We start from the raw sequence: 21,826 nt of genomic DNA on the forward strand, positions 1-21,826 counted from the left end.
AGGACCGGAAAAAATGACGATCGTCAGTCCGGTCAGTTACCCAAACGCTGACCACGCTGTGAGACGTAACTTGCTCGGTATGAGCAGCCCGAAGACCTTGATTTGGCATGAGCGCGACCTCTGCTACACTTGCGTCTACGGATGCCATCCTGACCTGCCGGCGGGTCGAACAGGCGGTTCTTCGTATCACCATGGACGACCTTTTGACTGGTCATCGAGTAATCGCCGGTTCGCAGACCACTGACAAAAGGATTGGCCATGACCCGCGTTCATCTCGACGTTCGTTCCCTTTCGCTTCTCAAATCCCACACCACTACGCAGTTGCCCGGCGTACGTTATGGCCACCGGCTTGAGGCGATCGCACAGAGCTTAGGTTTTTACACCTGGAGTTCGTTTACCCACCACCTGAAGAGCCTGTCCGACGATGCCCCAGCTGCTCGCATCATCGACATCTTTGAGATGCGCGCTCGCTTGGTCGAGATGGGCTATGTGAAGGAAGCCGTTGCTCCGCTGTCGTTCGAGAACCTCGAGGACGACGTCCACTTCATGTGTGACATCGACGGTCTCGTAGCCAGCCGGATGGCCTCATTTCGGCGCCTACTGAACGCAGAAAAGAACCTGATGCCCCGGACAACTGCAGTCGCGCGCATGGCTTACGCGAAAATGACAGCGGAGCGCTCTGACAGCCACGATAGCTTGCGTATCCCGGTGCTCGATGTGCTGCGTGACATGGGCATCGTCAGTCAGTACCGCTGTGAGTTCGGTCCGAACGACGTTGATCATGCGATAAGCGAACTGACCGATTTGCGAGCGCAACTTGCAGATCGGCGCGGCGAGACAACCGTCTCCGTGTTCTCCTCAGTGTTGGTGCCAGCCGCCGACCCAGACTTCCTGCACTACACGTTCAATCCCACTTTCTTCGCGCAAGCGAAAGTCGCTCTCGTTGGCTAGTCGCTGCGGGCCCCATCGGACGTTGCTCCTAGTTCGAAACGCGCTCGCGCACAATGACAGTGAGATGTTGACCGTATCGCTAGAACGGCTGGATGTGGTATTGTTTGCCAGCCGTTCAATCGGCACTCGAATTTACTTCAAACGGCGTCCCTGAAGCGACCACCCGATTTGCGCAGCGATGGTGGCGACGAGCTTTGACCTTGCCATCAACAGCAAGGGCCTCCGACCGGGTTTCCCGACATGTTCGACGCCTGTCGTTCGACCAGCACCGCCGCCCCCGACTCAGCATTGACTACGCGTCAGAGCCTCGCGCCGCCAGGCAAACGAAATAACTTTTCGGTTTGCTTAGTCACCGCGACTGCCGGTCGCACACCTAATTCGCCATATTCTCCGATGCCTTTTGCGGCAGCGTAGAGTTACCCCTCCTCTATTTTTTAGCCCGAGACGGGCAATGAGGAGAAAGTCATGAACGCAAAGTTTGACGGGATGATGGAGCGCCTGCTTGGGCCGAAGGGTGTCCGACCCAGCGGTCAGACCAACGCTAGCGTTGGTGGCGGCTTGGTGATGCGGACGGGCCTACCCCACCGCGGTGGCCGCTTGGCTATCCATGCATTCGAAAGCGGCTATCCGGTGATGGTGTCGGCAAACGCCTACTTCAATCCCAAGACTGGACAGGCTTGCATTCTGATCACACCAGATAGCCTTACCTCTTAACTCGGGAACGAGCGCCAATTCAGCTATGTGCGCCCCCCGAACCTCCGAAGGCCCCCGGGCCTTCAGAGGCCCTCAACTCCTTTTCACCCGCCTAAAGGCAAGAAGGAGAGAATCATGAAGGAAGAGAAGGCATCACTCACGGTAGAGCAGGCCAATGCGCTTCTGACGTTTGCAACGCGCCACGGCCGCTACTGGAAGAAGAAACTTATCGACCTCTGGCACTCCGGACGCGACGAGCGCGAGCCGGAAGGCCCGCTGCTTCGCCAGATTCGAAACAACGGTGGCCCGGGTCTGTTGGTGGACTTCAGGTTGCCGAACGACGGTCGCTGACGCGAACCATCCAGGCGCCGGGCATGCACCCGCATGTCCCGGCGTCTCTCCATCGTCCCAATCCCGGTAGCCACTCTCGTCCGGACCTCCGGTTGGGGGCCACTACACCGGCGGTCACCGGTTCCTCTGGCGCCGATATCAACCATGGCGCTTGCCCATGTGCACGCCATTCACGGGCTATCGGAACGCGCGCACTTGTACACGCAAACCCTGCTCTACGTTAGACCGCATTTCCTAACGTATAGCCTCCGCTCGAGACAGAGCCGTCTCTTGCCCACTCCTTTTTTACAGTCCAATCGGACAAAAATTGGAGAAGATATGAACAGCAACGAAGTATCGAGCGCGCGAGTCCACACGATGCCCGAACTGGAACGACTCATCGTCGATCGAGTTTTGCTCGCAGATGACAGGATCAAAGCTGGCGTTACCTTGCCCGCAGGGCACTCCTGGTGGGCTTCGGACTGTCGCTTGAAGTTCTCAGGTAGTCCGGTCCGGTCGACCGCGTGTGGCGCGTCGCTCTTCGTCCGCCGGGACGCTATCGAGGGCAGGTCGCCCGACGACTTGCTGTCGGACAAGACAACCATCAGGGCTGAAATTCGACTTTTCATGCCGGAAGCACTGTATCTCGAGGGCGGCACGGTTCGGAGGTATCGTCGTCATTCGGGCAAGAAGTACTCCGCGACGCTCTGGGTGAATACCGGACCTCATTGGGCGTTTCAGTCAACCAGCCACCTCCGGGATAAGGAGCCGTTTGTCTACGGCGACACGCTCGGGGAGATTTGCGCGGGAATTATCGAGCGAGTGAACATTGCTCTCGCCCGAGCCGCACTGTGGATCTCGGCGCAGGAAAGCGGAATGGTGGAGGCTGTATGCGCATGATCGACGGCCATATCGAATCCTACGCAACCTATCTGGAAACACTGAGCGAAAGTCTGCCGGAGTGCCATTCGGCACTGCGGGTTGAAACGGAAGCACTGCTGGTAGCGACGCAGAGTGTCCTGGACAGCTTGGAACGGTACCGCCGTGTTGTGGATGCATTGAACATCGGCCAACACCGCCACTGACGCAGTAGGAAGTGGAACCTCGAAGGAACATGAGGGAGGGAGCAGCGATGCTATCCTCCCTTCCCCACTCGCGCGGTCCAACCGCTGCCCGCCGGTTTGCGTCTCCAAGGTCGAAGGCGACACTGAAGACATATCGCTCTCTGGAGTTTCGGCTATGCGCCAACCTTTTCCTCCCTTGTCGCGCCGAGCACCCGCGAATCCCTATGCGGCGCGTGTCAGAGCGGTTCCCGTTTCAGCGACAGCCTACGAAATCCGAATCGACGACGTCCTTCGATTCGTCCTCGAAGGTGACGATCAATGGCCCTCGCAGTGGCAGCTGTTCGCCGCAGTGAACGGATCACGATCTGGCTCGTGCCTCGCATTAGAGTCGGAGCACTTTGACCTCCTCGACCAACTGGAACGAGGTTGGTACTGGATGCCCGCAGAACTCGTTGCGCCGGCACCGCGGTCGACCGGTAAGGCCGCGAAAGTAACGCGATACCCTCTACCGCTGTACCTGGCGGATTAGCGATGCTTCAAGGGAGCTCGTGCATACTCGCGTCGAGCTCGAGCGGGGCCGACGAATAGCCGTAGGTAGTTATCTGGCGCAGGTACTCCGGCAAGAACTGGTCGATCGAACCGGCACGCTCGTACTGATGGACATGGCGGCACTCGTGCGTCAGCAAGCGGCGAGTGAGCTGCGTGGGGACGATGAAGATTGCATAGCCAAGCGTCAGGCCCGAGAGGCGGGAGCTCAACAGGCCTGTTCGAACCGCAATTTCTCGAAGAACAGGATCGGTCGGCATTGGCACTTCGTCGACCAGTACCAGGCGGACACGTTCTGGGGCCTCTACGCCAACCTGGCTCGCGTCGACGAGTTCCGAAGGAGTAAGCCCGCGACCGGCGAGCAATCCCTTCTCGGCCACCTGTTTGGCCCACTGAACCGCCTTTGGCAGAATATCTGCCACATTACCGCCTTGGCTTGGGTTGTCACTCACGCTGGTCTTTCCTTCGACCGCTGGGGGATCAGTTCAGTCAGCCGAGCCTGGACCTGGTTCCGGTCCATCCCGTATGGGAAATGCGGGTTGTCGCTGTCCACCCCCTCCTGCAAGCATTCGAGAACCGCTGCGGGGTCTTTGGTTCGGTCTTTCAGCTTACAAGCCAGAGCAAGGCTGGCCAGCAACGCACGATCCCGATCGCCCATCTTTGCGAAGTCAGGCCAGACGATCTCAAGGCGCTGCCGGGCCGCTAGGCCATCGCTTCTGACGATCAAACGTGCCACCGATGACCCGAATCCGATCAGCACGATTGTGCCCACGGTGATAGAAATGGCGCGGCGCAAATCAAGCATGCTCTACACCTTCACGCCAGCAATCGCACCCATCGGAAACGTGTTGTCAATGACAGCGCGGGCCTCCTGTGGGGTGAAGCTGAAGTCGCTCAGAATGGTCTCCAAACCGTCGTCGGTCGGAACATCGGCGGTGACCCGCTCGAAGATGATCCCTTGTTTGCGCCCCCTCACCGCAACATCGGCAACAACAGCCGGCCAATCGGACACCTGGCGAGCCATTGTCGTCAAAGCGCCTTCGTTCAGGATCTGGACTCCGGCAGCTTTCATCTGGTCGAGGAAAGTTTCAAACGTTGGCATCGTGATACGTCCCTAGATGAATGGAATGGTGGCGGCCGACCGGGGCCGCTGAGCAATTGTCGTACACGGGTCGTGAAAGTCAAACCGCGAATCGAACCACCGAAAAGGTCCTTTTCGTTGCGATGGCCAACCTGTGCGCAGCGCGGCAGCGTACCTCAAGGTCGCCCGCTGCCCGTCCGCATGGACGAGTAGCAGGCTTCCTCTCAATGTTTGCTGCAAAGCAGACAAGGAGCATTTCAGCTGCCGGCGATTCACTTACCCTCGTCGGCAGCCGGGGTCCTCGACGCATACTCCACGGTCAGCCTCTCGTTCGCGGCGACGAGGAAATCCGCCTCGGCAATTGAGAGTCCGTACTCGCTCGGATCTGCATGACCGGTCATCCCGACGTCGTAATACGGAGCAGTGATAAGAACTCCGTCATGAACAATTCCGATTTGAGGATGGCCCTCTGCTGAGGTGTCGACCTCGAGGCGTCCACGAAGTGAGCCAGGAACTTCCGGCAGATCAAGGTCGCTGATGGAAACGGTCGGTGATTGTTGATGCATGATTTACCTTCCTTTTCATATGGAATCGTGGCTGGACAAGGTGTGGCACCAAGGGCGCAAGTACGTGCTCAAGGTGCCCACCCAACCACGTTGGTTCACCGCCAGCCCTATCGTGCCGGCGGTGGGATTTTCTCTATGTCGCCGCGTAGATCGTTGTGAGCCTATCGTTCGTCGCCGCGATGAACCGCACTTCTTCGGGACACAGGTTGAACTCAATGGGGTCGACGCCGCCAGGGTCCGTGACGTCGAAGGACGGTGCGGTAAATGTTCGACCCTGGTGCAAGATGCCGAGTTGCGGAAAGCCGCAAACAAGCGAGTCTACGAACACGCGCCCCTGCAGGGTAACGGGCATGCTGGCGCGAATCGTTTCAAGGTCGTCCGCCGAGATGTTCTTCATGCGGATACCCCGCGCTCGCCGGTTTTCAAGTTGCGAATCATAAGTACCTCCAGTGCTTGCTAAATGGCTGTGGATCGAAGGGAACCCTGTGTCGAGGCTCCTGCAACGCGTCACCTGAGACGGTGACGAAAGCGCGCCGCCGGTCAAGGCGGCCGCCAACGGACCGATTCGTGTGGCATGTCGCGGGAGACGTATTACCGGTGTTGGTCCGAGCAGGCGACTAGAACAAGCTCTGCTGCATACGCTCGACAGGCCACCCGTACCGCTTGAAGGCTTCCTGTATGCGTGGGCTTTCGAGATGCGACCTCAACTGCTCAATTACTGCTTCTGCGTCCCCCATTTCAAAGACGCTATCGAACTCGCGCTCCCCAAACCCAAATATGGTGAAGAACTGATACCCGGGTCGGAAAATGCCGGCTTCGAAGAGGCGCCGTGCACAATCCACGCGATCGTCAAAGCTGGACGCCCTTCGTATGCGGGGGGCGTAGTAGTACAGCCAACATCCAAGGTCGAAATGCTCGCGGGCGGCGTCAAGCTCGTTTGCTTCTTCCCGCCAGTCCAGTAACAGATCTTTCCGCGTCGCCGTGGCGCGTACATCGGTGGCGTCCATCGCCAGTTGGTTTCGTTGGTGAGACGAGATCGGCGCGTGCGTTTGGTGGATCGGGTTTCGCTTCATTGATGACTTCCTCTCTTTGCCCGATGGGCTGTGACAAGGAAGGGAGCTATCGGCTCTGCGGGACCACATGCCCAGCAGAACCTTGCGTGGAAGTTCCGCCGTCGCTCTTGCGAGCGAGGCGGGTTCCACTTTCGTTAGATGTACTCGACTACGCGGACACCGTCTCCCCTCGCACGAAAGCCGAGAAGGTTACGGACGCCGCTTTCTTCAATACTTGCATCGAGCGACCAAGTGCATGAAACACGGAGACGAACGGCGGAACACTTACCGCCTGGCCGCAGACCTCATGGCCAAAGGTCTGCGTTACGTCCTTCACCAGATCTTCCCAGATTCCCTTGCAGCGAGCATGCTCCCTTACTGTCGGAATCCGCAGGAGATCGGAGGATGTCGGATGCTGAATGAAAGTCCCCGTGCTCTGCCGCTTCGCGAGCGTCTTGTTGAGTGTCGGGACCCTTGTCGATTCGTCGGTGACGATCGTCATCTTGAACCCCTTCCCTTCGGCCGCGTCCCGCTCTTGCTTCGCCTTGAGGTAGAGCAGCGGAGACCAGCACTTGTCATCGAGCGCGACGACATCCATGACTTCGCCGAGCTTTCGCGTTCGAGGTTCCGGACGTTCGACGTGGTCGAACGAGAACTCGATCCCGTGCGTAACGGCGACGATGCACATCCGCTCTCGATGCTCGAGCATGTTCCACTCCGCCGCGTTGAGTACGGTTTCGTGGATAACGTACCCGAGATCCCGCAGCATCGAACGTGCGATCGCGGCAGATGCGGTATTCAGCCAGCCAGGCACACACTCGATTACGACAAATGCCGGAGACGTATGCGCGACGGCCGCCAGGAACGGGACGACGAGGTGCCCAACGTCCGGATGTGACTCGGGGAAGAGAAGCTTGCGCTTTGTTCGTCCTGCGTTCGACGCCCCACTGCACGGGATCCCGATCACCAGGCCGTCGAGCTTCGGGAGTTGGGACATCTGCGGATTTCGGTGATGGTGATCAGGCGTTTCGGCGAACGTGATCAGTTTGGAAGGTGGTGTTGCGCGGTCAATGGATTATAGCGAAGGTGATCACGATCAGGATGCGGAGGACTGCTTGGCGTTGGTCTTTCGCATCGACTCGCCCTTCAACGGCAGCTTGTGGGCCTGATGGACGAGCCGGTCGAGGATCGCGTCGGCGAGCGTCGGGTCCTGAAGCCAAGCGTGCCAGTGTTCCAATGGCAGTTGGCTGGTAATGATCGTGGAGCGCGTGCCAACGCGATCGTCGAGCACTTCGAGCAGATCGTTTCGGGCACCCTGATCGAGATCCTGCAGCCCCCAGTCGTCGAGCAGCAGGACGTCCATCTTGGCGAGCTGCGCGAGCCGCCGCGTGAAGCTGCCGTCGCCGTGAGCGATCTTCAATTCCTCGAACAGCCGGGCAACGCGGACGTACATCACGGAGAAGCCTTGTCGGCAGGCCTGCTGACCGAACGCGCACGCAATCCACGTCTTGCCTGCGCCGGTCGGCCCCGTCAGGATGAGGTTCTGCGCGTTACGGATCCAGTCGCAACCGGCAAGTGCGGCGACGACGCTCTTGTCGATGCCGCGGCTCTGCCGGTATTCGATGTCCTCAATGCAGGCCTGGGGATTCTTGAGTTTCGCAGACTTCAGCAGCCGTTCGAGCCGCCGGGTATCGCGCCAGGCGAGCTCGCGCTCGACGACCATGCCGAAGCGCTCTTCGAACGACAGGCTGGTGCTGGCGGTCAACGCCGTTTGTTCCTCGAACGCGCGGGCCATGCCGTCGAGCTTCAGGGACTTGAGCTGGGTTAAGGTTTGCTGCATCAACATTGCGACCTCCTTGGGTCAGTGGTAATACTCGGGCCCGCGCACGTTCTCGTGATCGGGCGAATGCCATTCGGCGGGCGGAATCGGGAGCATCGGCTGTCGGTCCAGGCCGGATTCGAGGATCGACAGCACGGAGCGGCGGGTCGGTGAGCCGATCACGAGCGCCCGCTGGCAGGCGGCTTCCAGCCGTTCCTTGCCGTACTTGCGCGAGAGCGACAGCAGTCCGAGACAGGCACGGTACCCCATCTCGGGATGGGGCCGGTTGGTCAACAGATGTTTGACGATCGCCTCGGCACCGGGACCGACCGAGGCGCCCCAGTTCAACAACCGGCCTGGCGTCCATTCCATGTGGGCGCGGTGCGCCGCCGGCATATGCTCAGGCAACGTCGTATGCTTGTTCCGGAGTCGGCTGCGGGCGTGGGCGGCAACGCGCTTGCCGCGGTGCAAGATCTCGACGCCGTGGCGCGTCACGCGGGCATAGACTTCCTGGCGCACGAGGCTGTGCGGGACGCTGTAATAGTGGTGATCGACTTCGACGTGGTAGTCGATGTTGACGCGGCACTTCACGAAGGTCGCGATCTCGTATCGGCGTGTCGGCAACGGGCGCAGCGCCGGGCGGTCTAGCCGCTCGAACCATTCGCGGCGGTTGCCGTCGAGCTTCTTGAACGGACGCCGGTTCAGGTCGGTGATCAGCTTGCCGATCGCCTTGTTCAGCTCGGCCAGGCTGTAGAAGCGGTGGTTGCGCAGCCGTGCGAGGATCCAGCGCTCGACGATCTGCACGCCGACCTCGACCTTCGCCTTGTCCTGCGGCTTGCGCGGCCGCGCCGGCAACATGGCGGTCGCGTAGTGGTTCACGAAGTCCTGCGTGGTGTTGCCCAGCACCGGTTCGTACCGGTCCGCCTTGGCGATCAATGCCTTGGGGTTGTCGGGCACCAGCAGCTCGGGGACACCGCCGTAGAATTCCAACGCGTCGATCAGGCTGCCGATCCAGTCGGGCATGGCCTCCGAACGCGTCGCACATGCATAGGTGTAGTTCGAGGCGCCGAGGACGGCCACGAACACGTGAGCCTTGAACGCGATGCCGCCGTCGCGACCGAGGATCGGCACAGTTTGCCCGGCGAAGTCGGCGAACAGCTTCTCGCCGGCGCGGTGTTGCTGGCGCATCGAGCGCTTCAGCGCCGCAGCCCAGTCCTTGTACCGCTGGCAGAACTGCGTATAGCGATAGGTGCGTTGGCCTGGGTGAGCCTCGACGTACTCCTCCCAGAGCAGTTGCAGCGTCACGCCCTTGCGGCGCAGGTCGCGGTGCATCGCCGCGTAATCCGGTTCGACCCGGCGGGTCGGGACCGCGGTTTCCTCCGGCAGGTCCAACCTGATCTCGAGCTCGTCGTCGGCGAGCGGTTCGACGGTAGCCCAGTCGAGGCCCGCCGCGCTCGCGCGGGCGGCGTATGCCGAGATGGCGCCGACGCTGATGCCGATCGCGCGGCTGATCTGGCGGTGCGACAGGCCGCACGCCCACTTCAGCCGCAGTACTTCCTTCAGTTTGCGCATGCTCATCCGATGTGCCGGCATCAACCTGTCCCCTAAAAAGGATCAAGGCTAACGCCCGTCGTTGATCACATGCGCAACACCACCGCCGAGCCGGAACGGCTATCCCGTTTCGGTCGCGTGATCAGCTGTTTCGGTTCGCTGATCACTCATTCCGGGAACGTGATCACCCGCTTCGGCAAGATGATCGCTCGTTTCGGAAACCGGTGATAAGTGATCACCTTCGACCGAAACGACCGATCACCATCAATCGGAACCACTGATCACGTTCAACCGAAATCGCTGATCACGCTCGCCGAAATACGCAGGGACATCACCCAACCATCAAACACGACCTCTTGCATGGGCGCAGTTAGCAGCACTGTTTCTGCGTCGAAGACCGGGTTGTGCGCGAGTGCGTGCTCCATGCAATCCTCACGGATCTCATTCGCGATCGCGAGGCGAGTTCGGATCCCCGCTTCCGCCAACCCGGTATGGGCGGCCCGATCGAGAATTCCGATTCCCGATGAGAACGAGCCCATCAACAGCGGCTCGTCACCCTTGAGCTTCTCCCGTAACCGGTCGACACGTTCCTTCGCCCGGACCTCGGACGCGACAGGCAGCACGAAGATGCGGCGCATCTGAACGACGATCCGCACCGCGGCGAGCCCCATCCGAACGAAGATCCCAAGAAGGCTTTCGTTCTGAATGTCGATAACCGGCACCTCCCGATCGCCCACAACCTTTTTCGATACCACACGCGTGCCTTGTTCGTTCGCTTCGAGCGTGAGCATGCACTTCTTCTCGTCCAGGGTAACGCTTATCTTCATCCCGGGCTGAAACCCTGCGCGACTTGCTTGTCCTCCTTCGATCCACAGGCGGGGCGTGCCCTTGTTGCTCCCTAGCTTGCGGATCTCCACCCCTCGAAGCGGCGTTTTGTCTTTCATAGGTTCTCTCCTTAGTGCCCTATCGGACGGATAAAGGAGCGAGCGAAGCTCAGCCGGCGTCACTCTCGCCGGCTGAACGTGCGACCACTCGCCACCCCATGCGAGGGGTGACGACGGACGCTTCAGTTGTGGGTCATTCGGTCCGCACTAGGCGGCAGCAGGAAGTCCAGCCACACGCCTTTCGAGCGCCTCGATCTTCTCAAGACAATCGCTCACGCCGTAGAAAACTGCCTTTTCGAGAGCGGCGTCGTCAACCAGAGGAATGTCGATGGTGTGCCTCGTGTTGTCGGCATCGTTGACGTAGGCGCCCAGACGCTTGAAGCGCCCCTCGGGTCCGAGGACGTCATAGAGCATCAGGCGAATGCTTGCCTTTCCGTCGTGACGCACGAGTCGCAACTGAACGGACGAATCGACTGTCGGGCGTTCGTAACCGATCGGCTGATTCGCCGTTGCCCACAAGACGAACCGAGTGCTCAAGTCATGGTTCAGCATCACGGGCACGAGGCTGCCGTCGAGGCGCACGAAGTGTGAGTAATCGATACCCTGCCCGGCAAACTTCACGCCGCGAAGGTGACCGTACGCTTGTTGCACGTGCGCTCGATAGGCCTTGATCGTGGGAACTGCCGGCGCGGCTTCGGCGCTCAGATGCCATGTCTCGTCGATGCAGTGCGCGAGAGTCGAATTGATGATGGGATTTCGGGTCAAGATTTTCTCCTTAGATGCCACTTGGGGCTGGTCACAAAGGAGATGCAGTTCAGCCGGACGCGAGGCCGGGTGAACAAAATGAGGTATCGCCAGCCCGTATCGGGCCGGCGTCTGTTGCGTTGGTTAGGATGTTGAACTCGACTGATCTGAGTTCCAGTTCTCGATGCTCGCCCCATCCGGCGTCACACCCGGATCCAAGATCAGGAGCGCGCACTGGCCGAGGCTGACTCGTGCCGGGTCGCGATACTCGGCAGCATGCCCTTTCTGGAGGCCGTCCTTGAGCCCTCTTCTGTAGGCCGCGTTTCGAAAGGCGATCGGATCGTGCACGACAAGGTGGAACGTGACACGAATGGCCGTACGAGTCTCGTGCGATGAGACCGCCCCGCCGCGCTCGGCGCGGGTTGGTTTGCTCTTGACGTCCATGTGATTCTCCGCGATGCCCAGGAAGGGCTGTTGACAAACCGCGGCACCACTCGGCAAGGCATTGCCTGGCGGAGCGTTTGAGGCCGCCAGTCTGTCGTCGGAATCGCGGGCCCTAGCGCTCGTATCTTGACCTTCTCTGAAATGCCGTCAGCCGCCGCCCCCATCGATGTAACTTGGGTCGATGATTACCACTTGGCCTGAGTCCACCGCGACGTCGCCAATGCGCTCCCAATTTGGGCTCACGGTATTCTTACAAGTCATTGATTTTCTCCTTTTGCCGAGTTTGGCACGTTGCAAAGGAGAGAGTAAGTACTCAGCGAGGCTGGAACTCCTGGCAGAGTCGGCTTGAGGACAGATAGACGAGGATAATCGGTGAGGGGTGTTGCCGAATCAACGGCTCGAGGACTATACCACGCCCGAACGTAGAGCGGTCGCGCCGGCATCCTCGAGAGGATGCGCGGCGTGACCAGAATCATTGGTTCCTGATTTTTGCGTTCAGCTCCCCAAGGTAGATGAGAATCGGCACCGCCTCGTACTTCACCGTGTTGAGCCGCTCGACCACCTGCGTGTTGTATGTTTCAAAAAGGACGGACTGCGTGTCCTTCACTCGAATTACCCAGCTGGCTGAAATCATTCTGATCCTCGCGTCAAATCCGCTGTTGCATCAGAATCAGGACCCGCTCCTTGATGTACCTGGGCCCGTAATGCAGGTGCTTCGGCGAGAGCTTCAGGTACGCCCCGTCCGTAAGCTCGCAGACGACTCGCGCTATTTCCTCTGCGGCCTCATCGGCTGCTACGAGCTCGACCGCCTCATCGGGAGTTCGCCCTTGAACCCAATGGGGGGCGTACGCGGTGCGCTTCGCATAGGACTTGATCCTCTCTTCAACCTGAGACAGCCACCCCTCAAAGTCGCTGGGTAGCCCTGCCGCCTCGAGACTGTTGCGCGCCAACGCGGACAAGACACCGGGGTCGAACGAGCTTGCATACAGTTGCTGTACTTGATTGCTCTTCATGGCCTCTCCTTCTGCTCGATCACGAGCGATTGACAGGAAGAGAGCTGGACGCTCGGCCGGAAGGGTTCCGGCGGAGCAAGAGATGGGCGCCGTTGCGCGTTGGAGGCATGATGCCGAATAAACGGCTACTGCAACTATAGCAGTTTAGATCGGCCGTTCAAGCCCACCGGCTTCGATGGATGCATGCCTCTGCGCGGCCTAGATTCACCCAGCCGGGGCAAGGACCCCTACTAGGCTTGCGGCCGCACCTGGTTTTGCTGCCGGCGCCCGAGGCTGAATCGAAGGTTCAGCCGGCGCATGATGACGAGTCGAAACAAAGCGACAGATGCAGCGAATGCGCCGAAGCTATACGTCAGGTGGCGAGCCGCGTGGGCGACGGTATTTTTCTGATGTCCAAGCTGAACCAGTTTCCATACCAGATCGAGCTCGAACCATACAGCGAAGCCAAATGCGATCATCACAAACTCAGGATTGGTGCGGTTGGCCCGCAGAAGGTGGCGCCACCCCCAGACGATCCACATGCATACGGCAAAGATCCAAATCGCTGGGACGATATCGATAGCGCTGTAGGCCGTTTTGCGAAAGGTGTACAGGACGCCAACGACGGCCACCGATCCAACCAAGCGAATACCGAGGCGAATGACCGCACTGCCTTGCCACAACCTCACCATGCCCGCTCGCGACGGCGCACACCGCCCGATGGTCCGACCCGTGGTTCGGAGCCAACGGTCAGCCGTCGGAAAGCGCCGTGCGACAAGCGCGCGAACATCCAACCTTCTGGAGCGACGCCGACTATCAGTCGCAAAAGCGGGGTCCATATGATGCAACGTGTGACAAGCGAGAAATCCCGCTAAGCCGCAACAAAGTCCGAAAAGCAAATGCTCTATGTTTGCGACGGCGTCCAGATCCTTGAACTGCGCACGGATCCAGTGCCTTCCTTCGACTACGAAACCTACCTTGGCGATCGCAAGACTACGGTCAAGCTCAAGCGCCACGTACAACAGTGCGCCGACGATCAACGTCCATGTATACATTCGGAACGAAAGCCATCTGATTTGGTCACCTTCGCGCGAATCAGAGGGTGCGAAAGCGCGCTGGCCGGATTCATGATCGTCAAGTGTGGTCATCCTGATTTCTTCCGCTTCTCGTGTCACGATTGGTATTAGTTAGCAACCTCGTGGCGCCGGAGCCCTGCAGGTTGTAGCGCTCCGCTGTATGGCACTCGCTGTCGTCTGGCTGGCGCCCGTCCCCGACAATCGTTCATAGGACGCCGCCGCTTACTCTCGGTCCAGCTTTTCCTTCCGGCGCTCATCACGTCGGTCCATCTGAAGCACGAGCATTGTGAACACTACGAACAGTTCCGGGCCTCCGTGAATCTCGACGTCGTGCCTATCTCGCATGGTAATCAAGCGTCCGCGGGCTTTCGCGAGCGTTGCTCCGCGCCTGCTGACATGGAACTTGAAGTCCCAGAGATTGCCTGTGACAGTCGATCCGTCCCCGGGACCGCCAACAGCGTAGTATTGGCGCGTGAACGAGAGAAGCTTTCGTTTGATTTGGAAGGTGCCCAGCTCTCCCTTGATGTCCCAAGTCGGCGCCCAGGAAAGGAGCCGACGACGGATCGTGCCAACCTGTTCATCGCCTTTGAAGACGCGCCAAGTGGGCGAGAACGCTGCGAACTGCCCTTTTCCTCGATACGCGAGCCGTCCTTCTCTGTCGGTGATGTCAATCGCACCCCTTACCGACAAAAGCTTGTTCGCGACGCTTAGAACCCTCTTCGACGACTGTTCCAATTCGTTGTCCTAGTTCGTCAAGTTAAGCGATGGTGCGGAATTGCACTCTTGCGGCCGCTTCGCGAATATCTCGCGAGCCGCCTTTAGCATTTGGCTGTAGCCCGAGTCGCCCTGACTGAGCTTTGCCTCGGCGATCGCCAGCATTTCAGTCTCAGATTTATGAAGCCTCGGCGCAGTCGTGTAGTGATCGATCTCGAACTGCAGGTCGACGGGCAGGCTCTGCGAATTCTTCTTCGCAAACAGGTTATTCAAGATGTTGATCTGCTTACGGACGTCGCCGTCTGGCGGCCGAACGAACACTGGCTTGCCGGCAACAATCACCTCGTTACGAACTAGCATCGTTCTGTCGTTCAAACACACCAGGTTCCCGTCCGGAATGACCAGCTTTGTCATACCCCGCTTCAGTCGCAACAGGTTCTTCAATCGCCCCCGCCGGTCATCATGCAGGTCATCCGCCTCACGCGTGACCAATAGCGGATTTATGGCGGAGTATGCCTCGACGATGACGCCGCACCGTCGGGCAATCGACGCAATTTGTGGGAGTGCAAGTTGCCCTGTATCGTGAACCAGGGCGTACCGCTCGGTTCCGAAGAACACGAGGACGCAGGCCGCCGAAATCCCTGCAGTGAAGAACCCATCGGCGCAGGCGCTGGCGGTCGACAGGACTCCCGCACCATCTTGCGAAACTTCAACCAACTTCATGGCCCATCCTCTCAATAGGACCCGATTGGGCGAAAACCAGCGCCGACGCGATAAACGCCACCGTCGCGGCGACGGCCGACGTTCGAGTTATCCCGACAACGCTGTCCTCCCTCTTACGTGGCCCGGATCGTGCTGACGTGACGCCGGGAGATCCAGTGTAGCTATATCGGCAATCCAATGCTTTTCTTGAGGCCAGGGGCCGCATTTCGCACAGGCCGGGCGTCAATATGGCGAGATCGCGAGGTATCCGAAGGTCCCATGTGGGCTCTCACAACAGTCGACGAAAGGAACACGCGACGATAAAAAAGGCCCGCCAACATCCCACAAAGGGATGTGGCGGGCCGATTGTGAGTAATCCGTTCTCTAGTGGCTGGTACCAGTCAGAATCGGCGACTTGCCAACCTGATAGCTGCCGCCAAGACGCGTGCTTAGCGCACTGCCTCACCGCCCCGTTCCACGTGCCGGACAACGTCACCACGTGAGCCGATGGGTCTGCCTCTCATATCGAGGGCGAACCCCTCCGTCACGACGCCATTACTGTCAAACTTGACATGAAAGTCAATCTTGAGCCGGTCCGAGTCGCACGACGTTTCGCCAGTCCCGAGGTAGCAGACGTCGACGAACCGCTGCAGATGCTGGCGAGAAATCAGGTTCCATTCGCGCGGCCCGATCACCTCAATGTCCGTCGGCCATACATATTCATTGAGCACCCGTTGTCCCGCGTCATGCCGGTCGGCTGCACATGCGCCACATTCCCACTTGAAGTCGTAGGGAACGTGCGTTCGATAAAAATCGAAGTCTGCCTCGGTTGCCGGCCGAAGCCGCGTGAACCCCGGTGAGACGACTGCCGGTCCGTTTAGCCAGTTCCGTCCACCTCGAATGACGCTGCCGGTCAGGACGCCAATGATGTTCCGATTCCCTTCGATGACGTAGCCGAGGGTATTTTCATCCATCACGACGTACTTGACGCCCGCGGGGAGCTCCGATTGATTTGCGCTAACCATTTCAACTCCGTTATGCCCGTTTGGGCTAGTGATCAAGAGATGAACGCATGTTCGGCCGGACTGATGACCGGCGGAACAGAAATGCGAGTGCGCCCGCCGCTTTCTCCGAGGAGAAAGCGGCAGGATCACCTTGAGGTTTGCGTGAAAGATCAATCAGCGGTCGTCGACACCGAGATCAGCTCGAAGACTTCCAGGAGAAGGTCCATTTCGGACGAGAAGAAGCCGAGATAGTTGTGACCGCATTCGTCGCTCTTGTACTCCGTCTCACCAGGTGGAAGCGCGTACCAGCCGTGCGAAAGGCCATTGTTGCAGATACGGTAGCCGGCCCGCTCGATCGCCTCGCGGCGGTGCGCGTCAACAAGTACGTCCCAGCCGCGCTTTGTCGCGTTTAGATACCGGCCATCGTCAGTTGTCACTTCGATGTACGTGATTTTTGCGTCCTGATAGCGGTAGCCGTGGACTCGCTCTTGTCGACTCATCCATTCGGCGACTGCAGCGCTGGCCTGCTCGTCAAGACCAATGCTTCGGTCGAAGCACGCCGAGCACCCCGAGAGTTCGACGTTCGTCGTCCGGTAGCCGTCTCGCGAAACACTAAACACGACGCGGCACGCGTTCCATTGCGGCTCGGTGACGAGAATATTGCGATCCATCGTTTTTCCCCTATGCCCTAGTGGGCGTTGCAAAGGGGGCTGCTCGGCGGAGGCACTGCTCTGCCGAACCAGAAGTTTGATTTGTAGCTTCCCGTCTTGATCCCAGAACAGGGCGGAAAGGGATTGAGTCGGCCAACTGGGGCTAGTAGTGCGTCGGAGAGGCGAACGGGCCTTTTCACCCATTTCGATGGCGCATGCCGACCAAACGGCTAGTTGAAATATATCACGCCCTTGATCCAACCATCTGGGCCGGGCTCGAACGGGAAAAGTTTCGCGCGGCTCAGAGGATAAATATTTCTCTCAGCCCAGTGAAACATCACGCTCCATTGCCGTATATACATGTGGACGTGATGTCGTCCGTCCCACGTAACCTCGAGACTCGGCTTTCTCGGTAGATAAGGAGCAGTGATTTCATGAAAACGATCCTTGCAGTCATAATGATGGCTACAACCACCATCGCAATCGCCGGCCCGGAGCCGACTGTACTGATGAGCGAGGTGAAAACTGTCGGGTATCTCGCGTCTGCTTCGCCGAACGCGCTGGTGCCGGGCGAGGCATGGGAAGGTGTGAAGCTCGTCCGGCTCGAACCCGGCAAGTGCGAAAAGATTGTCCACTCGAATTTGCACTTCGTACCCGCGGGCGACGCCGAAAAGCCCCTCTTCGACGAAGCGCGAACCATCGTGACCTGCCCCACGTAATCGCGATTGATGGAGGCCAACGCGCTTCAGGGGTTCCCACGGACTACCCCTCTAGACTCGTCTATGCCCGCTACGCGTCTGCCCTCCTAGCCCCGCTCAGGTCCGCGGGCGTACGGTTGAGGACCAACTCATGCGATTTCAACGGAGCCTGGAAATGAAAGGGACTCTCAAGCGCCGCCTTCTAAACGCTGGAATGTTCCTCGGGATGACAATCTGCATCGGCACCACAGTGACATCGGCCTGGACTCGGAAAGACCTGGTGGTGTTTGTCTTTCCGAGAGACGAGGCAGCGTATGCCAACTATGTGTCTGCGGAGCGCTGGACGGTGGGTCTATCGGCGGCCGGTGCGATCCTCTTCCTAGCCAGCCTCGCATGGCGGCTTGCAATTGCTCGATCGAGAGCACGGCAGACTCCCTGAAGAGCCGATTGGCATCATGAAGCGATCAGCATCTGAAGTGCACCCGAAGGAAGAGTACCCAACCCGTCACACCCGACACAATGAACGAAGACCGAAAAAATCACCGAATGGGAGGCCCGGGAACGAGAGTGCTCATCACTTTTGCTATCTCGCTACTACTCGCAGCGGCATGCGTGGTGCTGAAGCAGCATCTTCCCGCGGAGCAGCCGATCGATCAAGGACCGGGGCTGCGCCATTGTGAAGTTGACGCAAAGGCCATTCGGCATCGCGCCGACGGCAGCGTGTCAGTTCCGAAAGGCGCAACAATTTCTTGTGAGCGATCGCTGAGTGCCAACCCACGCGACAGGGATGGCACCCGTGAAACCATCATCGTCAAGAGCAGATCCTGACTAGGCGACGAGAAACCTTGGAGATCAAAGAAGAATGAGTGACCCGGTACTGTCTGATCTTTCGATTCGGCCGGCTGGCCAAGATCAAATAGCGCGCGCGAGAGAGATCTGTGGGTCATCCGCCACACTCAATAGACTGGTCGATGACTTCTTGCTTGGCGAGCCAAATCGCGGGCAAATGCTCGACTTCCTTGAGCACCTCAAGAGGGTGAACAACAAGGAGGAAGTGGAAGCAAAGATTCTGCAGATCTGCAGTCTCGCGGGCATTGAGAGCCCAACGGGTACCGACAAATTACTTGCGATGCAAGTCGGCCTACTCCAAGACCTCGCCGCCTCTTCGGGGAGAATATCTGGCCACACCGCTCACATCGCACGTGAGATCGTGAAAGCAAGGCCTCAACAATCGATGTTCGGACCGCTTCTAGCGGCGTTCCTTTTCGGAAAGCTGCTCTAATTGTCGAGTGGGTGCGCAAACGCTCTCCCGGATCCAACGCTGCTGAGTGGACTGACGACGCGTCCAGCAAACGAAAACACCCGCTTGCAAGCCCCGCCCGGGGCTGCAAAGCGGGCGCTTTGTCGACGTCGCTCCTCAAAGACGAGCAGCCGCAATTGCCTTGTCGACCTCCGTCGGTTCATAGAATGAACTCACCATCACCGCACGAAGAAGCGGCCCTGGCGCAATCTCCATTGACCTTCCTTCAATCATCGCGTTCGCAAACGCAGCGCCAAATGGCGCCGCGACGTCGTACGCAAATACACCGGGATGTCCGCTACCGTCAAACCAATCGCTCACTCTGTCAACGAAGAGTGCGTGATCGGTAGCGGCTTCCAAGAAGCCGAGTTCCCCATTGAAGCCGTCAAGGTCGACAGTGCGCTGACTCAACGTTTCCCGTGCCGCGATCGCAATGTACGCAACCGTCAAGTTGTCAGCTGCCGATCGGACGCGTGATGCGGTCATCGATGTGTCAACCGCGACCTCTGCGCACGAGGGCACAACGTCTGCCGAAAGCGCATCCTCGTCTCGCCATTTTTCGCCAGGGAACTCGTCGCGCATCACCTCTTCGACCTCTGTCACCAGGTCCGGTCGCATCTTCGTGATATACCGCGCCAAGTCCGAGCGTGTCACCCCGTCGATGTTGTCGCACCGTATCGTGTCGAGGACACGGAACACGTCAGTCTTTCGTAGACTCGCGATCGAGTCGGCCGCGATCTTGATGAACTGCTCTTCATTCTTTCTGGTCATGTAGCTACTCCATATGCCCCGGTGGGCTGTCAAAAAGGAGTCAGCAGCAGCTCGGCGAGCCCAGATGGCCGGCCGAACCTTCAGTATGGTTCACCGCCGGCCCGTAGGCCGACGGACTTTCTCGATTAGACCGTTGCAGTCAACTCGTCCACCATCTGCGCGTACGAGATCTTTCCTTCCTGGTGACGTTGCATGATGGCGGAGCGGCGAACCCCAAGTGCCCACCGGTCGGTGCTGGCAACTTGATCCAGTGCTCCCTCGTCGATCGTGCGATATCCCATATCGAGCATCGCCTCGACAGCCTCAGGAACACTGTCAAAGCAGAGATGCCCTACAAAACCATCGCGATCAAACTGTTGGATTCGCCAGGGCAGACCGCCAGACGCCTCCGGTAACACGAACGCCCATGAGTCGCGGTCGCTCTGTCTGCATTCGATGCCGATCGGTTCCCCGTTGTATCGCGACATGATCGCCTGATACGCAATTTGTGTTGCGCGAGCACCTTCGCGAATGATCCGCGCAAACTGGCACGACACACGGCCGCCCGACTCTCGTGCATATTTCCACGCTCGCGTCCGAAACCGCTGAACTTCTACGCGGCCGCTTTCTGTCCCTGAACCGACAGTCGTATCAAGGCGTTCGAACATCATGCCTCCAGCGCAACTAAGGCATCGCAGACGTCGTTGATACTGTCGGGGCTGGTGCAGTAACCGACGAGCTCTACGAAAAGGTCGCTGTCGGTGGCCGCTGTGCAAGCGTCTTTGAGCCGCTGAAGCGCGTCTCTCTGCGCCTCGTTCAACGGGTGCCCCTTCTCCGCTACAGTCGCCGGCGCCGCATGGAATTGGCTGTTCATTGGTTTTCTCCTTCAGAGTGCCAAGAAGTTGGCGTTGGTAAGGAGACGAGTAGTTCGCTCAACCAGGCGAGTAGCCTGCTTGAATGAACGACAAGGGGTCGCCAGCGCCCCTCGGGCGCCGGCAGGCTGAAGTTTTCAGAAAGTTGCTGAGGGTTCAGGTGCTCGAGCGGTCAGCGCCACGTCGGCGCCACGCCTAGAATCGAACCAGGCCTTCTGTTCGTTACTCGTAGGGCCGCCTCATGGGCATCCTGAATAGACGTGAAAGTCGCGGTCGCGATCGTCGAGCCGGGCGTACGGACAAGGCCGTCGACACCCAGAGTTCGGTCATCAGCACTACCCCCAAAGAAGGGGTCACCGGTGCCTTTGAACTCGATGACAATCATGGACACCGGTGCTGTCTGCCACCCAGCCGTCAACTCGGCGACGTACTCCGGATTCGTGAGATCGCGCTTCGGCGCGTCGGTTTCCTGCTTCATGGTCATCCCCTCATTGCGTAACACGCGTGGAAAAAGGGAGATCTGGCTGATTTCGTTCCAGCCGCCACGAGTCACCTGCGATGCGGAAGTGTCGTTGAGTCATCCGGGACAGGATGACCCAACGTTAATCGAAGGACGACGTCGACCTGCTGGTCGACGTGGGTCGCTCCATCTATCCGGCCGGCCGTGAGGCTAACCGATCGATCTTCTCTTGCCAGAACCGTACGGACCCCTGCGCACCGTCCGCGGATGATGCGCGAGCTTCTTCGAGGCGCAGTCTGTTGGCCAGATAGCTGAGGGTACAGCGGTCGTCCTGCAAAAGGCCCTGCCGCTCGAGCTGATCGTAGAGGGCACCGATCGCGGCATGGATCCCGGTCATGGCCCCTCGCCGCCTGAGCTCCGCGAGAAGTTCCGTTGTCGCGACCTCGGACACTTTGCAAGCCGTGGGCGCGATGTTGAGCCGAACTGCAAGGCCATCGAAGGCGTCGGCGTGAAGGGAGATCTCGCTACCACCGCTCGTGGGAATCTCACGGATCCCATCCGACCGGTCGCATGGATCTCCCGTTCCGGCACTCTCGTAGAGGTGCAGCTCTGCCAGCAAGGTGCTCCGGTCGGCAGGGTCTCCGACAACAAGCTGCTGGGAGGGGACCTGTGCTTCTTGAAGCGGACGCATGCTCTGTTTCTCATTCATGACGATCTCCGGATGCCAGTTCTGGCCGTGAAAATCGAGACGAGCCAAAGCGCTCAGGTGAGTCGAACTCACCACAACGGCTGGATCTTGAGAATTGAGTTGCCCGGGAACGACAGCCTGACGGCGGAAGGCGAGAGAGATAAAGCTCTGCCGAATGAACGGCACGCCAGATTT

At 59.3% G+C, this 21,826-nt stretch carries 33 protein-coding genes; 9 read left to right on the forward strand and 24 right to left on the reverse strand.

Going from position 1 to position 21,826, the window contains the following annotated elements; translation table 11 throughout:
• Positions 1–258: 258 nt before the first annotated feature.
• The 5 genes from LXE91_RS39415 to LXE91_RS39435 all read left to right on the forward strand — a co-directional run bounded on the left by LXE91_RS39415 (position 259) and on the right by LXE91_RS39435 (position 3,059).
• The gene (locus LXE91_RS39415) at positions 259–951 is read left to right on the forward strand and encodes a hypothetical protein (protein ID WP_046543682.1); all 693 of its coding nucleotides are present in this window, start codon (positions 259–261) and stop codon (positions 949–951) included.
• Between the two features lie 465 nt (positions 952–1,416).
• The gene (locus tag LXE91_RS39420) at positions 1,417–1,665 is read left to right on the forward strand and encodes a hypothetical protein (RefSeq protein ID WP_046543683.1); all 249 of its coding nucleotides are present in this window, start codon (positions 1,417–1,419) and stop codon (positions 1,663–1,665) included.
• A 114-nt stretch (positions 1,666–1,779) separates the two neighbouring features.
• Positions 1,780–1,995 carry a hypothetical protein gene (locus LXE91_RS39425; protein WP_046543684.1) on the forward strand — a complete coding sequence of 72 codons (216 nt, stop codon included), beginning with the start codon at positions 1,780–1,782 and terminating at the stop codon, positions 1,993–1,995.
• Positions 1,996–2,313: 318 nt separating this feature from the next.
• Entirely contained in the window at positions 2,314–2,874 is a 561-nt protein-coding gene (locus LXE91_RS39430; RefSeq protein WP_077209991.1) for a hypothetical protein, read from the forward strand.
• Positions 2,865–3,059, forward strand: a complete 195-nt coding sequence (locus tag LXE91_RS39435) for a hypothetical protein (RefSeq protein WP_046543686.1) — start codon at positions 2,865–2,867, stop codon at positions 3,057–3,059. Before LXE91_RS39430 ends, LXE91_RS39435 begins: the two co-directional genes overlap by 10 nt.
• Positions 3,060–3,574: 515 nt before the next feature.
• Here the strand turns inward: LXE91_RS39435 and LXE91_RS39440 are convergent.
• From LXE91_RS39440 to istA, 9 genes are all read right to left on the reverse strand, one after another.
• Positions 3,575–4,036, reverse strand: a complete 462-nt coding sequence (locus LXE91_RS39440) for a hypothetical protein (protein ID WP_046543687.1) — start codon at positions 4,034–4,036, stop codon at positions 3,575–3,577.
• Complete coding sequence (locus LXE91_RS39445) at positions 4,033–4,389, reverse strand: hypothetical protein (protein WP_046543688.1); 357 nt, start codon at positions 4,387–4,389, stop codon at positions 4,033–4,035. The genes LXE91_RS39440 and LXE91_RS39445 overlap by 4 nt, the downstream gene beginning before the upstream one ends.
• A 3-nt stretch (positions 4,390–4,392) precedes the next feature.
• Positions 4,393–4,686: a hypothetical protein gene (locus LXE91_RS39450; protein WP_046543689.1), complete on the reverse strand. Its 294-nt coding sequence runs from the start codon at positions 4,684–4,686 to the stop codon at positions 4,393–4,395.
• Between the two features lie 251 nt (positions 4,687–4,937).
• Entirely contained in the window at positions 4,938–5,231 is a 294-nt protein-coding gene (locus LXE91_RS39455) for a hypothetical protein (protein WP_069301934.1), read from the reverse strand.
• 133 nt (positions 5,232–5,364) lie between these two features.
• Positions 5,365–5,628: a hypothetical protein gene (locus tag LXE91_RS39460; protein ID WP_046543690.1), complete on the reverse strand. Its 264-nt coding sequence runs from the start codon at positions 5,626–5,628 to the stop codon at positions 5,365–5,367.
• Positions 5,629–5,848: 220 nt separating this feature from the next.
• The gene (locus LXE91_RS39465; protein WP_046543691.1) at positions 5,849–6,304 is read right to left on the reverse strand and encodes a hypothetical protein; all 456 of its coding nucleotides are present in this window, start codon (positions 6,302–6,304) and stop codon (positions 5,849–5,851) included.
• A gap of 148 nt (positions 6,305–6,452) precedes the next feature.
• Positions 6,453–7,280 carry a DNA cytosine methyltransferase gene (locus LXE91_RS39470; protein WP_052760110.1) on the reverse strand — a complete coding sequence of 276 codons (828 nt, stop codon included), beginning with the start codon at positions 7,278–7,280 and terminating at the stop codon, positions 6,453–6,455.
• A 99-nt stretch (positions 7,281–7,379) separates the two neighbouring features.
• Positions 7,380–8,129 carry an IS21-like element ISBmu3 family helper ATPase IstB gene (gene istB / locus LXE91_RS39475; RefSeq protein WP_009687279.1) on the reverse strand — a complete coding sequence of 250 codons (750 nt, stop codon included), beginning with the start codon at positions 8,127–8,129 and terminating at the stop codon, positions 7,380–7,382.
• Positions 8,130–8,144: 15 nt separating this feature from the next.
• Positions 8,145–9,695: an IS21-like element ISBmu3 family transposase gene (gene istA / locus LXE91_RS39480; RefSeq protein WP_012213865.1), complete on the reverse strand. Its 1,551-nt coding sequence runs from the start codon at positions 9,693–9,695 to the stop codon at positions 8,145–8,147.
• Between the two features lie 48 nt (positions 9,696–9,743).
• Here istA and LXE91_RS39485 point away from each other — a divergent pair, with 48 nt between their 5' ends.
• Entirely contained in the window at positions 9,744–9,881 is a 138-nt protein-coding gene (locus LXE91_RS39485) for a hypothetical protein (RefSeq protein WP_006400880.1), read from the forward strand.
• Between the two features lie 59 nt (positions 9,882–9,940).
• On the opposite strand, the gene LXE91_RS39490 is transcribed toward LXE91_RS39485, so the two are convergent.
• The 10 genes from LXE91_RS39490 to LXE91_RS39535 all read right to left on the reverse strand — a co-directional run bounded on the left by LXE91_RS39490 (position 9,941) and on the right by LXE91_RS39535 (position 16,884).
• Positions 9,941–10,597: a hypothetical protein gene (locus tag LXE91_RS39490; protein WP_052760111.1), complete on the reverse strand. Its 657-nt coding sequence runs from the start codon at positions 10,595–10,597 to the stop codon at positions 9,941–9,943.
• Positions 10,598–10,744: 147 nt separating this feature from the next.
• Positions 10,745–11,302 carry a hypothetical protein gene (locus LXE91_RS39495; protein ID WP_046543692.1) on the reverse strand — a complete coding sequence of 186 codons (558 nt, stop codon included), beginning with the start codon at positions 11,300–11,302 and terminating at the stop codon, positions 10,745–10,747.
• Between the two features lie 123 nt (positions 11,303–11,425).
• On the reverse strand, positions 11,426–11,725 hold the full coding sequence (locus LXE91_RS39500; RefSeq protein ID WP_046543693.1) for a hypothetical protein: 300 nt from the start codon (positions 11,723–11,725) through the stop codon (positions 11,426–11,428).
• A gap of 472 nt (positions 11,726–12,197) precedes the next feature.
• The gene (locus tag LXE91_RS39505; RefSeq protein ID WP_158077522.1) at positions 12,198–12,359 is read right to left on the reverse strand and encodes a hypothetical protein; all 162 of its coding nucleotides are present in this window, start codon (positions 12,357–12,359) and stop codon (positions 12,198–12,200) included.
• A 13-nt stretch (positions 12,360–12,372) separates the two neighbouring features.
• Positions 12,373–12,738 (reverse strand): hypothetical protein, encoded by a 366-nt coding sequence (locus tag LXE91_RS39510; protein ID WP_046543694.1) that lies wholly within the window; start codon positions 12,736–12,738, stop codon positions 12,373–12,375.
• A gap of 230 nt (positions 12,739–12,968) precedes the next feature.
• Complete coding sequence (locus tag LXE91_RS39515; protein WP_135370863.1) at positions 12,969–13,865, reverse strand: hypothetical protein; 897 nt, start codon at positions 13,863–13,865, stop codon at positions 12,969–12,971.
• A gap of 150 nt (positions 13,866–14,015) precedes the next feature.
• Entirely contained in the window at positions 14,016–14,528 is a 513-nt protein-coding gene (locus tag LXE91_RS39520; RefSeq protein ID WP_046543696.1) for an LURP-one-related family protein, read from the reverse strand.
• Between the two features lie 9 nt (positions 14,529–14,537).
• On the reverse strand, positions 14,538–15,230 hold the full coding sequence (locus LXE91_RS39525) for a hypothetical protein (protein ID WP_046543697.1): 693 nt from the start codon (positions 15,228–15,230) through the stop codon (positions 14,538–14,540).
• 428 nt (positions 15,231–15,658) lie between these two features.
• A complete protein-coding gene (locus tag LXE91_RS39530) occupies positions 15,659–16,234 on the reverse strand; it encodes a hypothetical protein (RefSeq protein WP_046543698.1) in 576 nt (191 codons plus the stop codon).
• A gap of 149 nt (positions 16,235–16,383) precedes the next feature.
• Positions 16,384–16,884 carry a hypothetical protein gene (locus tag LXE91_RS39535; RefSeq protein ID WP_046543699.1) on the reverse strand — a complete coding sequence of 167 codons (501 nt, stop codon included), beginning with the start codon at positions 16,882–16,884 and terminating at the stop codon, positions 16,384–16,386.
• 413 nt (positions 16,885–17,297) lie between these two features.
• Between LXE91_RS39535 and LXE91_RS39540 the strand changes: the two genes are divergently transcribed.
• The 3 genes from LXE91_RS39540 to LXE91_RS39550 all read left to right on the forward strand — a co-directional run bounded on the left by LXE91_RS39540 (position 17,298) and on the right by LXE91_RS39550 (position 18,843).
• On the forward strand, positions 17,298–17,582 hold the full coding sequence (locus LXE91_RS39540; protein WP_046543700.1) for a hypothetical protein: 285 nt from the start codon (positions 17,298–17,300) through the stop codon (positions 17,580–17,582).
• 546 nt (positions 17,583–18,128) lie between these two features.
• Positions 18,129–18,389 carry a hypothetical protein gene (locus LXE91_RS39545; protein WP_135370864.1) on the forward strand — a complete coding sequence of 87 codons (261 nt, stop codon included), beginning with the start codon at positions 18,129–18,131 and terminating at the stop codon, positions 18,387–18,389.
• 178 nt (positions 18,390–18,567) lie between these two features.
• Positions 18,568–18,843 carry a hypothetical protein gene (locus LXE91_RS39550; protein WP_046543702.1) on the forward strand — a complete coding sequence of 92 codons (276 nt, stop codon included), beginning with the start codon at positions 18,568–18,570 and terminating at the stop codon, positions 18,841–18,843.
• 135 nt (positions 18,844–18,978) lie between these two features.
• Here the strand turns inward: LXE91_RS39550 and LXE91_RS39555 are convergent, their stop codons facing one another.
• The 5 genes from LXE91_RS39555 to LXE91_RS39575 form a co-directional block, all read right to left on the reverse strand.
• Entirely contained in the window at positions 18,979–19,632 is a 654-nt protein-coding gene (locus LXE91_RS39555) for a hypothetical protein (RefSeq protein ID WP_046543703.1), read from the reverse strand.
• Between the two features lie 125 nt (positions 19,633–19,757).
• The gene (locus LXE91_RS39560; RefSeq protein ID WP_046543984.1) at positions 19,758–20,279 is read right to left on the reverse strand and encodes a hypothetical protein; all 522 of its coding nucleotides are present in this window, start codon (positions 20,277–20,279) and stop codon (positions 19,758–19,760) included.
• Positions 20,279–20,485 carry a hypothetical protein gene (locus LXE91_RS39565; protein ID WP_046543704.1) on the reverse strand — a complete coding sequence of 69 codons (207 nt, stop codon included), beginning with the start codon at positions 20,483–20,485 and terminating at the stop codon, positions 20,279–20,281. Before LXE91_RS39565 ends, LXE91_RS39560 begins: the two co-directional genes overlap by 1 nt.
• Before the next feature lie 170 nt (positions 20,486–20,655).
• Entirely contained in the window at positions 20,656–20,961 is a 306-nt protein-coding gene (locus LXE91_RS39570; RefSeq protein ID WP_135370865.1) for a hypothetical protein, read from the reverse strand.
• 172 nt (positions 20,962–21,133) lie between these two features.
• Positions 21,134–21,817 (reverse strand): hypothetical protein, encoded by a 684-nt coding sequence (locus LXE91_RS39575; RefSeq protein ID WP_046543706.1) that lies wholly within the window; start codon positions 21,815–21,817, stop codon positions 21,134–21,136.
• Between the last annotated feature and the right edge of the window lie 9 nt (positions 21,818–21,826).

Origin of the sequence: Burkholderia contaminans (genome assembly GCF_029633825.1) — a bacterium.
Classification (GTDB): domain Bacteria; phylum Pseudomonadota; class Gammaproteobacteria; order Burkholderiales; family Burkholderiaceae; genus Burkholderia; species Burkholderia contaminans.

Bases quoted from the DNA above. Each gene is read 5' to 3' on its own strand.
- LXE91_RS39415 (WP_046543682.1), top strand. From the start codon at position 259: ATGACCCGCGTTCATCTCGACGTTCGTTCCCTTTCGCTTCTCAAATCC.
- LXE91_RS39420 (WP_046543683.1), top strand. From the start codon at position 1,417: ATGAACGCAAAGTTTGACGGGATGATGGAGCGCCTGCTTGGGCCGAAG.
- LXE91_RS39425 (WP_046543684.1), top strand. From the start codon at position 1,780: ATGAAGGAAGAGAAGGCATCACTCACGGTAGAGCAGGCCAATGCGCTT.
- LXE91_RS39430 (WP_077209991.1), top strand. From the start codon at position 2,314: ATGAACAGCAACGAAGTATCGAGCGCGCGAGTCCACACGATGCCCGAA.
- LXE91_RS39435 (WP_046543686.1), top strand. From the start codon at position 2,865: ATGCGCATGATCGACGGCCATATCGAATCCTACGCAACCTATCTGGAA.
- LXE91_RS39445 (WP_046543688.1), bottom strand. From the start codon at position 4,389: ATGCTTGATTTGCGCCGCGCCATTTCTATCACCGTGGGCACAATCGTG.
- LXE91_RS39450 (WP_046543689.1), bottom strand. From the start codon at position 4,686: ATGCCAACGTTTGAAACTTTCCTCGACCAGATGAAAGCTGCCGGAGTC.
- LXE91_RS39455 (WP_069301934.1), bottom strand. From the start codon at position 5,231: ATGCATCAACAATCACCGACCGTTTCCATCAGCGACCTTGATCTGCCG.
- LXE91_RS39460 (WP_046543690.1), bottom strand. From the start codon at position 5,628: ATGAAGAACATCTCGGCGGACGACCTTGAAACGATTCGCGCCAGCATG.
- LXE91_RS39465 (WP_046543691.1), bottom strand. From the start codon at position 6,304: ATGAAGCGAAACCCGATCCACCAAACGCACGCGCCGATCTCGTCTCAC.
- LXE91_RS39470 (WP_052760110.1), bottom strand. From the start codon at position 7,280: ATGTCCCAACTCCCGAAGCTCGACGGCCTGGTGATCGGGATCCCGTGC.
- istB (WP_009687279.1), bottom strand. From the start codon at position 8,129: ATGTTGATGCAGCAAACCTTAACCCAGCTCAAGTCCCTGAAGCTCGAC.
- istA (WP_012213865.1), bottom strand. From the start codon at position 9,695: ATGCCGGCACATCGGATGAGCATGCGCAAACTGAAGGAAGTACTGCGG.
- LXE91_RS39485 (WP_006400880.1), top strand. From the start codon at position 9,744: ATGCGCAACACCACCGCCGAGCCGGAACGGCTATCCCGTTTCGGTCGC.
- LXE91_RS39490 (WP_052760111.1), bottom strand. From the start codon at position 10,597: ATGAAAGACAAAACGCCGCTTCGAGGGGTGGAGATCCGCAAGCTAGGG.
- LXE91_RS39500 (WP_046543693.1), bottom strand. From the start codon at position 11,725: ATGGACGTCAAGAGCAAACCAACCCGCGCCGAGCGCGGCGGGGCGGTC.
- LXE91_RS39505 (WP_158077522.1), bottom strand. From the start codon at position 12,359: ATGATTTCAGCCAGCTGGGTAATTCGAGTGAAGGACACGCAGTCCGTC.
- LXE91_RS39510 (WP_046543694.1), bottom strand. From the start codon at position 12,738: ATGAAGAGCAATCAAGTACAGCAACTGTATGCAAGCTCGTTCGACCCC.
- LXE91_RS39515 (WP_135370863.1), bottom strand. From the start codon at position 13,865: ATGACCACACTTGACGATCATGAATCCGGCCAGCGCGCTTTCGCACCC.
- LXE91_RS39525 (WP_046543697.1), bottom strand. From the start codon at position 15,230: ATGAAGTTGGTTGAAGTTTCGCAAGATGGTGCGGGAGTCCTGTCGACC.
- LXE91_RS39530 (WP_046543698.1), bottom strand. From the start codon at position 16,234: ATGGTTAGCGCAAATCAATCGGAGCTCCCCGCGGGCGTCAAGTACGTC.
- LXE91_RS39535 (WP_046543699.1), bottom strand. From the start codon at position 16,884: ATGGATCGCAATATTCTCGTCACCGAGCCGCAATGGAACGCGTGCCGC.
- LXE91_RS39540 (WP_046543700.1), top strand. From the start codon at position 17,298: ATGAAAACGATCCTTGCAGTCATAATGATGGCTACAACCACCATCGCA.
- LXE91_RS39550 (WP_046543702.1), top strand. From the start codon at position 18,568: ATGCTCGACTTCCTTGAGCACCTCAAGAGGGTGAACAACAAGGAGGAA.
- LXE91_RS39555 (WP_046543703.1), bottom strand. From the start codon at position 19,632: ATGACCAGAAAGAATGAAGAGCAGTTCATCAAGATCGCGGCCGACTCG.
- LXE91_RS39560 (WP_046543984.1), bottom strand. From the start codon at position 20,279: ATGTTCGAACGCCTTGATACGACTGTCGGTTCAGGGACAGAAAGCGGC.
- LXE91_RS39565 (WP_046543704.1), bottom strand. From the start codon at position 20,485: ATGAACAGCCAATTCCATGCGGCGCCGGCGACTGTAGCGGAGAAGGGG.
- LXE91_RS39570 (WP_135370865.1), bottom strand. From the start codon at position 20,961: ATGAAGCAGGAAACCGACGCGCCGAAGCGCGATCTCACGAATCCGGAG.